At 70.6% G+C, this 13,026-nt stretch carries 9 protein-coding genes; 5 read left to right on the forward strand and 4 right to left on the reverse strand.

Annotated features, from left to right (window positions below):
- On the reverse strand, nt 1-690 hold a 690-nt coding region (locus AB0G63_RS30975), incomplete at its 3' end, for a non-reducing end alpha-L-arabinofuranosidase family hydrolase (protein WP_360756969.1).
- A gap of 616 nt (nt 691-1,306) precedes the next feature.
- Here AB0G63_RS30975 and AB0G63_RS30980 point away from each other — a divergent pair.
- The 3 genes from AB0G63_RS30980 (at nt 1,307) to AB0G63_RS30990 (ending at nt 6,860) form a co-directional block, all read left to right on the forward strand.
- Nucleotides 1,307-2,740 carry an endo-1,4-beta-xylanase gene (locus AB0G63_RS30980; RefSeq protein WP_360756970.1) on the forward strand — a complete coding sequence of 478 codons (1,434 nt, stop codon included), beginning with the start codon at nt 1,307-1,309 and terminating at the stop codon, nt 2,738-2,740.
- A gap of 712 nt (nt 2,741-3,452) precedes the next feature.
- Entirely contained in the window at nt 3,453-5,870 is a 2,418-nt protein-coding gene (locus tag AB0G63_RS30985; RefSeq protein ID WP_360756973.1) for an SdrD B-like domain-containing protein, read from the forward strand.
- Between the two features lie 279 nt (nt 5,871-6,149).
- The gene (locus tag AB0G63_RS30990) at nt 6,150-6,860 is read left to right on the forward strand and encodes a hypothetical protein (protein WP_360756975.1); all 711 of its coding nucleotides are present in this window, start codon (nt 6,150-6,152) and stop codon (nt 6,858-6,860) included.
- Nucleotides 6,861-6,867: 7 nt separating this feature from the next.
- On the opposite strand, the gene AB0G63_RS30995 is transcribed toward AB0G63_RS30990, so the two are convergent.
- Entirely contained in the window at nt 6,868-8,205 is a 1,338-nt protein-coding gene (locus tag AB0G63_RS30995; RefSeq protein WP_360756977.1) for a right-handed parallel beta-helix repeat-containing protein, read from the reverse strand.
- 87 nt (nt 8,206-8,292) lie between these two features.
- Here AB0G63_RS30995 and AB0G63_RS31000 point away from each other — a divergent pair, with 87 nt between their 5' ends.
- Nucleotides 8,293-9,450: a Dyp-type peroxidase gene (locus AB0G63_RS31000; protein ID WP_360756980.1), complete on the forward strand. Its 1,158-nt coding sequence runs from the start codon at nt 8,293-8,295 to the stop codon at nt 9,448-9,450.
- Nucleotides 9,451-10,072: 622 nt separating this feature from the next.
- Here the strand turns inward: AB0G63_RS31000 and snpA are convergent.
- Nucleotides 10,073-10,765, reverse strand: coding sequence for a snapalysin (gene snpA / locus AB0G63_RS31005; RefSeq protein WP_360756982.1), 693 nt, complete (start codon nt 10,763-10,765; stop codon nt 10,073-10,075).
- A 182-nt stretch (nt 10,766-10,947) separates the two neighbouring features.
- On the opposite strand from snpA, the gene AB0G63_RS31010 reads away from it, so the two are divergent.
- Nucleotides 10,948-11,973: a LysR family transcriptional regulator gene (locus AB0G63_RS31010; protein ID WP_360756984.1), complete on the forward strand. Its 1,026-nt coding sequence runs from the start codon at nt 10,948-10,950 to the stop codon at nt 11,971-11,973.
- A gap of 205 nt (nt 11,974-12,178) precedes the next feature.
- On the opposite strand, the gene AB0G63_RS31015 is transcribed toward AB0G63_RS31010, so the two are convergent.
- On the reverse strand, nt 12,179-13,021 hold the full coding sequence (locus tag AB0G63_RS31015; protein WP_360756986.1) for a siderophore-interacting protein: 843 nt from the start codon (nt 13,019-13,021) through the stop codon (nt 12,179-12,181).
- Nucleotides 13,022-13,026: the final 5 nt, after the last annotated feature.

The following is a 13,026-nucleotide window of genomic DNA, read 5'->3' on the forward strand; positions in this document are numbered from 1 at the left end:
GGGGCTGAACATCATCGAGCCGTACGACGATCCCGACACGTTCGACGCGTAGACCAGGTGCTTGCCGTTGTAGACCACGTCGGTGAAGTCCTTCACCGAGACCCACCCGTTCGCCGGCTGCGCCAGCGCACCCGTCGACGACCACCGGTACGTCGACGGGAGAGAGCACGTGCCCGGCGGGGGCGTCGTACCGGAGAGGCCGGTCCACTTCTGGTTGCTGCCGCCGTTGCACGTCCCGATCTGCGCTGCCGTGCCGTTGGCCGTACCGGCGCCCGCGGCCTCCAGGCACAGCCCGGACTCCACCCCGACGACCGTGCCGTCGGAGTTCACCCGCCACTGCTGGTTCGCCCCGCCGGAACAGGACCAGATCTGCACCCGGGTGCCGGCCGTGGTGGCGTGGCCGGGGACGTCCAGGCACTTGTTGCCGTACACGGTCAGCTGATTGGCGTCCGTCAGCGTCCACTGCTGGTTGGTCCCGCCCCAGCAGTCGTAGATCTGCAGGTACGTGCCGTCGTCCTGGCCGGCGCCAATCACATCGAGGCACCGGTTCGAACCGGCACCGCGCAGGGCGCCGCTGGTGGCCGCCTGAGCCGGGGCGGCGACGAGCATCGCCGCCAACGCGGCCAGGACCGCAACCGCGGCGGCGAGCACCGCAGACGTACGCCTGCGGCCGAGACTTCCTCTGTGCATGGGGACTTCCTCAACCTTCAGTGGGCGGTTCCGGTCGGCCTCGTCAGAGGTTGTCCGGACTGTCAGTACCAGACCGCTGCGAGGCTGGCGCGGCCATGACATGCGACTGTTCGCAATATCGAACAAAGCTCGAAGAGTCGAGCAACCTGAATGGTAAGGAACCGGTGAACGGCGTCAACACCCCTCGCATGTATCGCTGTCCACGCCGAAACATTGCGGGAACGGGTGCCGCCAAGCGTCGCACATCACACTCGACGAATGACCGAGCCGGACCACGCTTGACATCGGAACAGAGGAAGCGCCCGGCACACTCGCCCCGACCTCGCCCCTTACCCTGCGACATCCACGCCGACGGCGACACCGGGGGCTCACCGCTCAGCGGAGGGTCTCGAAACATTCGAACAAGAAGCAGAAACTTTTGTGCGCGGAGTATTGACGATGCATCGTCAATACCTCAATCATCCCTGCCTGAGAAGCCGACCGCAGTTCGACATGTCGAACCTTCCGTGCTGCCCGGGCTCCGGCCCGCCCCGTCCGTCCGTCTGCCGCCCGGCAGCGGGCGATGCAAGACCCCGCGCTTCGGTCCTTCCGTGATTTCTACCTTGGAGGCACAGTCATGGGCTCGTATGCCCTTCCCAGACCCGTTGTCCGCCGGAAGATCCACGGCCTGCTGTTGACGCTGGTCGCCGGCGTCCTCGGTGTGGTCGCCGCTCTGATCACACCGCCGACCGCACACGCCGCCGAGAGCACGCTCGGCGCCGCGGCGGCGCAGAGCGGCCGCTACTTCGGCACCGCCATCGCCTCGGGCAAGCTGGGCGACTCGGCGTACACGACGATCGCGGGCCGTGAGTTCAACATGGTGACGGCCGAGAACGAGATGAAGATCGACGCCACCGAACCGCAGCGGGGCCAGTTCAACTTCACCGCCGGTGACCGCGTCTACAACTGGGCGGTGCAGAACGGCAAGCAGGTGCGCGGCCACACCCTGGCCTGGCACTCCCAGCAGCCCGGCTGGATGCAGAGCCTCAGCGGCAGCACCCTGCGCCAGGCCATGATCGACCACATCAACGGCGTGATGGCCCACTACAAGGGCAAGATCGCCCAGTGGGACGTCGTGAACGAGGCCTTCGCCGACGGCAGTTCGGGAGCCCGGCGCGACTCCAACCTGCAGCGCACCGGCAACGACTGGATCGAGGTGGCCTTCCGCACCGCGCGCGCCGCCGACCCGGCGGCCAAGCTCTGCTACAACGACTACAACATCGAGGACTGGACCTGGGCCAAGACCCAGGCCGTGTACTCCATGGTCCGGGACTTCAAGCAGCGCGGTGTGCCGATCGACTGCGTCGGCTTCCAGTCGCACTTCAACAGCGGCAGCCCCTACAACAGCAACTTCCGCACCACCCTGCAGAACTTCGCCGCCCTCGGCGTCGACGTGGCCATCACCGAACTCGACATCCAGGGCGCCTCGGCCTCGACCTACGCCAACGTGACCAACGACTGCCTGGCCGTCCCGCGCTGCCTCGGCATCACCGTCTGGGGGGTGCGCGACACCGACTCCTGGCGATCCGGGGACACGCCGCTGCTGTTCAACGGCGACGGCAGCAAGAAGCCCGCCTACACCGCCGTCCTCAACGCACTCAACGGCGGCTCCACCACCCCGCCCCCTTCGGACGGCGGACAGCTCAAGGGCGTCGGTTCGGGCCGCTGCCTGGACGTGCCCAACGCCGCCACCACCGACGGTACCCAGCTCCAGCTGTGGGACTGCCACAGCGGCACCAACCAGCAGTGGACCTACACCGACGCCGGCGAGCTCAGGGTCTACGGCAACAAGTGCCTGGACGCCGCCGGCACCGGCAACGGCTCCAAAGTCCAGATCTACAGCTGCTGGGGCGGCGACAACCAGAAATGGCGCCTCAACTCCGACGGATCCATCGTCGGCGTCCAGTCCGGCCTCTGCCTGGACGCGGTCGGAGGCGGAACCGCCAACGGCACCCTGATCCAGCTCTACTCCTGCGCGAACGGCAGCAACCAACGCTGGACCCGCACCTGACGGTCCCCGCAAGACATCGTTGAAGGTCCCGGGTCGCCGCCGTGATGGCGGCGACCCTCGCGATCGCATGCCCGCAGCGATGAATCCGGCGCCCGCCGAGACAAGAGCACCCCGACCGCGGCGGCCGGGTCCGCCTCAGCCACTTCACCCAGGCCACGCAGCCGCTCCGGCTCAGCGCAATTCGGCCATCATTTCACAGCCGAACATTCTTCCGGTCGCCGTTCTCCGGGCGGTCGCCCGCTATCGCGGATCCCGATGAATGTGAGGGGTTCTTGTGGTGACGGCGAGACCCCAGGGATACGATATCGCGCGCTGCTCGCGATGGCGGTCGGCGAGGTCGGGGATGAGGGTGACGTACCGTGATTGAGCTGCGAGAACACGTAATCCGAGGCGGTCCTGCCCGAGGTCGTGAAGGCGTGTTCACCTTTCAGGCTCGCGACACTCACAATTTATCCTCATATGATCATCATAATTCGGCCCACGCAACAGCGGTGGGCCCTTTTCATTCCCTGACGTTCGCCGACCGGCGTCCGCGCCCGGAGTCATGAAGTGGGCGTGCGGCGAAAAGCGAGTGCTTCGTTCTCACCACAAGAGAAGTGTGGAGTGTGATGCCATGAATCGACTCGGCAGAGATTCGCGCCGGTTGGCCTGGCGGCTTGCGGAGCCGCCGGCGCGCGTCGCGTTATCTGTTCTATTGCTGGCAGGGGGCGCCGTGGGAGCGACGGCCGGACCGGCTGCCGCCTCGACCGCCGACGGCACGCTGACGGTCGAGGTGCTGCGCGACTTCTTCGGCACCGGAGTGGTCAACGCGACGATGGACGTGCCGCAGCGGGGCATGAAGGTGAAGATCTCCGACCCCGCCGGGCACAGTGTCACCGGCGTCACGGATGCCACCGGAAAGGTCGTGACGCCGGGCTCGACGGCGCTGAGCGGCGGCCGGTACCGCGTCGACGTCAGCATCCCGGCGCCGTACAGCGACTATCTCCGGGCGGCGCCCGCGTCGACGAAGGAGGACCACTTCGACAGCTTCACGTCGTTCGTGGACGTGTCGGACGGAAAGAACGCCTCGGTGGTGACGGGGGTGTGGAATCCGGCCGACTACGCGCTGCCGGACTCGCGGTACTTCGTGCCGGTCCACAACGGCGCCAACGGGACGGACAATCGGGCGTTGGTGGCGTTCGGGACGAAGGTCCGGGGCACGTGTCCCACCGATGTGGCGTGCCCGACCACGCTGGCCACGCAGGACCAGGTGGGCACGACGTTCGGGCTGGCGTACGACAAGTACAGGACCCGGCTGTTCCAGAGCGCGTTCGCCCGCCGCTACGCCCCGTACGGGCCGCAGGGCGGGGGCGCGATCTACACGGTGCCGGTCGACGGCTCCGGTACGCCACGGCTGTTCGCGCGGGTACCGGACGCCGCGGTGACGCGGCACGACACCGCAAACATGATCAAGGATGCCGGGTTCACCGACGTGCCGGGCAAGGAGAGCATCGGTGGCCTGGCCCTGTCGGAGGACGGCTCCACGCTGTACGCGGTGAACCTGCGGACCCGCAGCCTGGTGAGCTTCGACGCGACAGGGGCCACGGCCGCGGCGCCCAAGTCGACGGTCCCCATCCCGGATCCGGGGTGCGCGAGCCCCGGGGACTGGCGGCCGTTCGGTCTCCAGGCCCACGACAACACCCTGTATGTCGGCGGCGTGTGCAGCGCGGAGAGCACGCAGCAGCGCGCGGACCTGAAGGCCTTCGTATCCGCCTACGACGGCAAGCGGTTCACCACGGTGCTGAGCCACCCGCTCACGTACGAACGCGGCACCGTCTTCGGTTCCGGCGACAAGGCCACCCACTGGAACCCGTGGAACACCAGCCTCGACACGTGGGACGACCGCAAGTCGGGCAACGTCTACATCGATCCGCAACCGGAGCTGGCCTCCCTCGCCTTCGCCCGCGACGGCTCGATGGTCCTGGGATTCCGCGACCGGTTCATGGACGTGCTCAGCTGGGGAGGGCTGGACCCACGCCCGGGGAACGACACGGCCGAGAACGGCATGTCCGGCGGTGACATCACCATGGTCTGCGCCACTCCCACCGGTGAGTACCAGTGGGAAGGCACGGGGAACTGCCCCAACCACGCCACCCCCGCCAACAACGGCGGCCAGCCCGCCGATGTCGTCGAGTACTTCCCGGGCGACTTCTACGCCAACGCGCACCGGGAGACCGCGCTGGGGTCGGTGGCCTACATCCCGCAGCAGCAATGGGTCGTCAGCACGGAGTTCGACCCGGTCGTCAACGTCGCGACATCGGGGACCGGGTACTTCGACATCGCGACCGGTGAGGGCCCGGGCAACAACCCGACCGCCAACGGGTTCCAGTTCGTCAGCCGGGAACAGGGCGGGTTCGGCAAGGCCGGCGGACTCGGTGACATCGCGTACGCGGCGGCGAACGCGCCGATCCAGATCGGCAACGTCGTGTGGTTCGACGGCGATCACAACGGGATCCAGGACCCGGGGCACGTGCTGCTGCCGGGGGCGACGGTCAACCTGCTGGACGCGGACGGCAAACAGGTCGACACGACCAGGACCGATGCCGCCGGCGAATACTACTTCGGTGGTGTCGGCGCCGCGTACGAGCTCACGCCGGGCGCGAAGTACACGGTGCAGTTCGACGTGTGCACCGCGGACACCAGCCAGGTGCCCGAGCAGCCCCCGGCGAGCGAGCTGAGGTTCACGCTCCCGCGAGCCGGCGCCGACCGTGCGCACGACTCCAATGTGACCCCGCCGGCCACCGGGCCGTTGTGCAACGGCTACGCGCCCGTCACGGCGCCGGACAAGCCGGGCGGGGTCGATCACACGATCGACGCCGGGGTGTACATCCCGAAAGACACACCGACGCCGACACCGACTCCCACACCTACACCGACACCGACACCGACACCGACACCGCCCGCGGCCTCCACGGCGCCGTCGCCCGCGCCGCCCGCCAACCATCCGGCCCCGGCCGGTGGCGGCGAGGGTTCGCTGGCGAACACCGGTACGTCCGGGCTGGCGGAGATGATCGGCATCGTCGGTCTGCTGGTGGGTGCGGGCCTGGTCATCGCGTTCGTGACCCGGAACCGTCGCGCCCGGCAACACTGAACGAACCGCACAGCGCTGATCCGCCCGTCCGTGATCCGGACGGCGCGGACGGGCGGATCACGTCCCGGCCGGTCCACGAGGGCCGGCCTCGGCGTGATCCGTCACCGGACTGCCGAGGGCCGCCGCGAACCGCGGCGGCCGGACGGCGTGGTGACCGAAAGGATGAATCGCAGAGTGTCAGCGTCGAGCCGTGTGCGAAGCATGAGAACCCGGCAAGCCCCACCGGGTCGTCCGGCTGACCGGCGCCGATGGTCGCGGTCGCGCCGGGCGGCGGCCGTCATGGGCATCGCGGCCGCCGCGGTGGCCGGGGTGGCCGCGTTCCTGATCACCGACGGCGACTCCGGCGCCGGCGGTCCACGCCCGCTGACGACGGACGAAACGAGCCGGCTGGCGATCACGCGCTTCCGCAACTACCAGGCCCAGGGCCGTGCGGTGACGATCACCGTGCCGGGCACCGCCGGCGGGCTGACCGTCACCGGGTCCGTCGACTATCGGCACAAGGTCGGGTACGGCGTGGTGCACGGCACCGGGCGCGGCAAGTCCAGCGACGGGCTGATCCGGTGGACGCCCACGGCGGTGCACGTCCGCCCGATGACGGACGCCCCGGCGCAGGCACCCGCGTCGCCGCCCCGTTCGGGCTGGTACGACCGTCCGCTGCTGTCGTCCGGCAGCGCGCTGGACACCTCCCTGTCCATCACGCTCGGACTCGGCCGCGACCGGCCGGACAACGCCGAACTGCTGCCGCAGAACGGCGCCGCGTGGTTGGGACGGGACCATGTGGACGGGCGCCGGGTGGACGTCATGACCGGACCGTCCTCCCCGGACCGCTCCGGCACGGCGGGCAACGTCCGCTACTGGATCGGCTCCGACGGCACCATGTACCGGGTCCGGGTCAGGGTGGGTTCGCAGCCGGAGCCGGTGGTCATCGATTTCGACACCCACAAGTACGTCCCGGTCGAGCCGGTACCCGGAACCACCCCGACCCGGTGACCGCCGTTCAGGACGTCCGCACCCGCGCGTTCGCGGCGAGCAGGGACACGGGCGGCAGCCGGACGCCCTCCAGCTTCGGCAGGGCCGGGACGGGCGGGACAGCGGTGGCGCCCGCGGTCGCGGCGTGCGGGAACTGCGGCTGCGGAGCGGGCGCCGCGACCTCGGTGAACGGGATGCCACCGGGTGCCGTCGGCACCGTCCACCTGCCGGCCGGCGAGGACACCCCGGCCGGAACCGGGCAGGCCGCGGTCGTCGCGAGCCGGGCGGGCACGGTGGTGCGCAGATCGTTGCCCCGCAGGCAGTTGCCCCGTCCCCGCGTGGCGGTGGGAAACGTCCAGCCGACGTCGACGCCATTGCCGGTGAACGTGTTGTCCAGGATCTGGTTGCCGACCGGAGGCATGTCGGTGGTCGCCGTGATCACCAACCCGGCGTTGCGGTTGCCGGCGATGCGATTGCGGACGAACCGGTTGTCGCTGCCGCCGTCGATGCCGACGCCGATGCCCCACCCGCCGTCCGCCTGCTCCGGAGTGGCCGTCCGCTGGTTGCCGGCGATGAGATTGCCCGCGATCACGGAGCCCCTCTGCGGGACCAGTTTCTCCTGGTGGTCGGAGTTGGTGGTGAGTCCGACCCGGTTGCCGACCAGGCGGTTGCCGACGACGTACATGTCCTCGCTGGCGTTGGTGCCTTCGTAACCGACCGCGTTGAGTTCGGCGACGTTGTCCCGCACCACGATGTTGCAGGGCTTGCACTGGCCGACATAGATCCCCGAGTCGGCGCCGCCCGACGCGTACGAGTGCTCGATGACACCGTTCTGGGCGGAGAACGCGTAGATGCCGTACAGACCGTTTCGCGTCGCGGTCACGTGGGAGACCAGGAACGACTTCAGGAAGGTGACGGGCTCGTCGCCGGTGTCGTAGCCGCCGCTTCCCCCCGGCAGGCCGGCGGCCGCCTTCGCCGAACCGGTGACCAGGACTCCGTTCTGCGTGTTGTTCTCCACGGTCAGGTTCTCCACGGCCACCCCTGGCGCCGAGACGACGACGCCGTTCGGCTGCTGCAACCGCCCGTCGATGACAACCTTGTCCCGGGACAGACCGCGAAGAGTGATGCGCGCCGTGCCGATCCTCACCGACTCGTGGTAGACGCCCGGCGCGACCAGCACCAGGTCACCGGGCCGGGCCAGGGACACCGCATCCGAGATCGTGGGGGCATCGGCAGGTACTCGGATCGTCACATGCGCACCGGCAGGGCGCCGGCCTCTTTCCGATCCGCCATCGCCGCCGCAGCCTGCCACCAGTGTCAGCGTGCCCACTACCGCCGCCAGCACGCGAAGAGCTAATCGAGGCATGATCCCAGTCTGGCATGACTCCCAACCCCGGGCCGGAATCGCGAGATTGACCGGCTTTCGCGATGCGGGTGTGGCACTCTGCACCCCATGCGCCGAGCCGATCGCCCCCTGTCGCGCCGCACGTTCCTCGATGTCGCCGGCGCCATGACGGCCACCGGCCTGACCGCCGGGTGCACACCGGGCTCCGCCCAGCCAGGCCGGCACGCCCCTGCCCGGGGGGCTACGCCTGTGCCGATTCCGGCGACGGGCCGCCATCAGGCAGGCATCACGCTCCCCCGGCCGGCCCAGCCCAATCTGCTCGCCGTGGTGGCCGACCTCGGCGCCACCGTGGCACCCGGTCCGTTACTGGCCGAACTCGGCCGAGCCATCAGCGCACTCACAGCGGGCACCGACGCCCGGCTGCTGGGCCTGCCGCCGGGCGACCTCACCGTGACCATCGGTGTGGGGCCCCGGCTGGTGCGCACGGCCGGTGCCTCGCTGCCCGGCACGGCCGACCTCCCACGATTCTCCCGCGAGCGGATCGCCCCGCAGGCACGCGGCGGTGATCTGCTGATGCAGATCTGCGCCAGCGACGCGCTGCTCCTACCGGTCGTCGCCGCCGCGCTCCTGGACCACGCCGGTGACCGCATCCACGTACGCTGGCGCCAGTCCGCACGCCGCGGTACGAACGTGCCCGTCGGCAACGGCCTTACCGCGCCACGCAACCCGCTCGGTTTCATCGACGGCATCGTGGGCCCGCACACGACCGCCGAACAACAACGCGACCTGTGGCTGGCCGGGCCCCCTGCGGTCGCCGGCGGCACCCTCGCCGTACTGCGGCGTATGGAACTCGACCTGCCGCGGTTCGCCGCCCTGTCCGTCGCCGAACAGGAAGCTGTCTTCGGGCGACGCCGGGCCAGCGGCGTCCCCCTCTCCGGCGGCACCGCAGCCTCGGGCCCGGCACTCGGAGCCAAGACACCGGACGGGCGCTATCTCGTCCCCGCGGACGCCCACGTGCGCAGAGCGCACGCCACCGTCGTCGGGGTCGGCCTCATGCTCCGCCGTTCCTACAGCACCGACCAGCCCGCGCCCGGCCTGCTCTTCATCAGCTTCCAGAACGACCTGCGGACCTTCACCGCCACCCTCACCCACATGGACACCTCCGACGCACTGCTGCCCTTCACCACCACGACCGCCAGCGCGACATTCCTGATCCTCCCCGGCTTCGACCGGCAGCATCCGCTCGGTTCCCAGCTGTTCGGCTGATCACGAGCGACTTGAGGCCGGCAGACCGCAATCGCTCACACCACCCGTCGACTTACCCATGACGACGCACAACCGCCGTCCTCGTACAGCCAGTCGCCCGCCCCGCAAGGGCTCGTTCCCGGCTGTCCGGTGGCCGCCCCGGGGACCGTCGTGGCGAAAGTGGCCGTGTCGCGTGGATACTGCGCCCACTTGTCTGACAGACGCGCACATGCACGCGGTCCGGCCGACCGGGGTTCCCATCACGGCCTCCGCCGGAAGGCCCATCAGAGAGCTCACCTGACGGGCCGGCTTCCCGGTCCCTCCGCGCACCCCGCTCCGCTCTGCCGGTCTCTCTCTCGCAGGGCGGAGTGCTCCTACCGGGACGCGGCCGAGGCCGGAGGCACACCCGGGCGGCCGGGCCGACGGCGACGGGCGACGGGCGACGTCGATCAGTGCCCACGGCGATCGAGGCCTGATCTGCCACTGCCGACTCAGCAGACGTATCTGCAAGAGGTCAGTCGGATGCGGCGGAAGTCCTGCCGGCCCGACCCGGCACAGATGTACGGACCGCGGTGGGAGCCGCGGTCCGTACACGTGTGGTGAGATCAGGGCCCGCAGGCCGGTCCGCTGGTGGCGCGGTCGGTCAGCGCTGCACACCGGCCTTGGCGAGGGCCTTGGCCAGACCGTTGGCCCACAGTTGGTTGACGCGGGACCTCTCGGTCGCGTTCGGGTAGCGGTTGGTGCAGGACGTGCCGGGGCCACCGCCCGACATGAGCTCACTGCACGGGCCGCTGTAGTGGTCGGGCAGGCCCAGCACGTGGCCCGTCTCGTGGGCGGCCACCCGGATCGAGTCGTACTGCTGGTTCTGCGCGTAGTCCAGGAAGATGTAGCCGCTGCCGTGGCCGTCGGTGGACGCGTACGACCCGCGTGAGTCGTTGCCCTCGTAGTAGGCGAAGTCAGCGCTGCCCGACGTCGCCTGGAGCTTCACGTTCGACACGGAGCTGTTCCAGATCGAGGCGGCGCTCGATATCTGCGAGCGGAAGCTGGGTGCCTGGGAGGCGTTGTAGTAGACGGTCACCGTCTGGAGGGAGGGCTGCTTGGCCTGCCGCTGGGCGACGGACTTCAGTACCGCGTCGAAGAAGGCCTTGTTGCCGGCGTTCTCAGCGGAACCGACGTAGCCGGCGGCGCTACGGGCCTGGGCCCGGTCGGCGCCCTGGGGCTGGGCGCCCGCCGGGGCCGCGGTGCCCAGGGCCGCCGCGGCCAGTCCGAGACCGAGCGCGAGAGCCGTGAGTCTCCTGGAGTTCTTCTTCCTGGCGCTGGTGCGCAACGACGCCATGTGGGGGCTCCTGTTCGTTCTGTGGGGTGGAACGATCGGTTGCCAGGAAGTCTCGGACACCTGAACGGGTCCCGGGATGATGGCAAATGGGGATAGCGCCGGGCTATCAGGGTCCAACTCATCCGGATTCGCTGGCACTTGGGCACCTGGTGTCACACGGAGCCCCGCTCTACGCTCCCCCCATGGAGCTGGAGGTCAGGCACCTGCGCGTGCTCTGCGTCATCGCCGACACTGGCAGTCTGCACAAGGCGGCGCGGGAACTCGGCATGACGCAGCCCTCGTTGAGCACCCAGCTGCGGCGCATCGAGAACACCCTCGGCGCCCAGCTGTTCCTACGCAGCCGCACCGGCTGCCGCCCCACGCCGCTGGGCCTGGCGGTGCTCAGCCGGGCCCGGCCGCTGATGACGGAGTTCTCGGCGATGGTGACGGAGACCCGGGCCGAAGCCGCCCGCGCCGCCTGCGGCTTCCAGCTTCGCATCGGCGCCACGGCGAACCGCGCCATCCCGGGCTGGCTGTACCGGCTGCGGGCCGGGGTGGCGCGGATCGAGCCGACGCTCCAGATGAGCGTTTCCGCCAACTCGCTGCTGGCCATGGTCGCCGCCGGCAAGCTCGACATGGCGTTCGTGCACGAGGTCGAGGGCAGCCCGCTGCGGATGCCGCCCGGACTCTGCGTCCGCGTCCTCGTCGAACGCGAGCCGCAGTTCGTCACGCTTGCCGCGAACCACCCGGCGGCCTCGCGAGGCCGGGTGCGGATGGCCGACCTGGCCGGTGACCGCTGGATGGTCGATGCCACCGTCGACGGCGAGTGGGATGCGCTGTGCCGGGCCCTGCGGTCGGCGGGCCTGCGGCCGGAGATGCTGCACGGCGACTACCTCACCGCGTACTCGCTGGCCGCGATCGGTGAGGTCGTCACCGTCAGCCAGCCCACCGCCCACCCTCGCCCCGATCTGGCCATCCGCCCGCTGGAGGGCGACCCCATCGGCGTGCGGCTGCTGCTGGCCGCCCGCACCGAGGCCGAAGTTGACGAGGTCTACCCGTACCTGGAGGAGTCCTACTGGGCCGTGGCCCGGGAGGCACCGGCCTACGTGGAGTGGCTGGAGAGCGCCGGCACACCGGCCGCCCCGCCGCCCGTCGGCGCGCCCGACCCACCCGACGGCCGACGCCGGCCGGACGGGCTCGCGAACACGCCGCCCAGAACACCGGCCTGAGCCCCTGCGCGGTCAGCGTGCGCGAATACGCCCGGCGCAAGGGCCGCATCCGCGGAACTCCGCTCGTCGACGTCGAGACCCGGCGCCCGATCGATCTCCTGCCGGACCGGGCGGCGAACAAGCTTGCGGCCGGCGTGCCGAGCTCGCCGGGAGGCCGGGGGCGGGGCCGGACGGCCTGACCCGCCGGCCCAGACGAGCCCGTCCGTCAGTCCTCGCCGAAGTCGTGGTCGGGGTGGTTGGCTTCGCCCACGCGCCAGTAGCCGCGCGTGGTCACCTGCGGGTGCGGCAGCGCCCGGTCGTCCAAGAGGTACGAGCGGGCCTTGCGGACCGCCGAGGCCTCGCAGGCGATCCAGACGTGCGTGTCGTCCCCGAGGGCGGCCCGGCACAGCGCGTCGACGAGGGCGGCGCCCGGCTCGCCCGCCCGGTCGTGCCAGGTCACCTCGACACCGGCGGGCGCCGGCAGGGCGATGCGGGCCTCGGGGCTCTCGATCTCCAGGTGTACCTGGCCGGTGCCGTCGTCCGGCAGCGCCTCGAGCAGCGTGGCGATCGCGGGCAGGGCGCTCTCGTCGCCGCCGATCCACCATGGGGCCGCCGTCGGGTCGACGGAGAAGCGGCCCCCTGGGCCGCCGATGGCCGCACGGCTGCCGGGTTGGACCTGCGCGGCCCACCGCGCGGCCGGGCCGTCGCCGTGCAGCACGAACCAGACCTCCAAGGTGCGGGCCTCGGCGTCGAAGCGCCGGGGTGTGTACGTCCGCATCGTCGGGCGGCCGTCGGGCCATCGAAGGCGGCCGTCCGGGCCGACCAACGGCCGCGCGACGTTGCCCTCGGCGTCGGGCAGGAAGAGCTTGATGTGCGCCGTCGGGGCGGGCTCGGCGAAGCCGGCGAGGGACTCCCCGGCGAACACCACCGCCACCATGCGCGGGGTCAGCGGTGTGACGTCGACGACCTCGACCTCGCGCGGCGGTCGGCGGCGCGGGCCGCCGGGACGGCCCAGGCCATCGGGACCGCCCCGGCCGCCGGGGCGGCCGGAGTCCGGGGGGAGGGACAAGGGGT

Origin of the sequence: Streptomyces sp. NPDC020996 (genome assembly GCF_040641355.1) — a bacterium.
Taxonomy (GTDB): Bacteria; Actinomycetota; Actinomycetes; order Streptomycetales; family Streptomycetaceae; genus Streptomyces.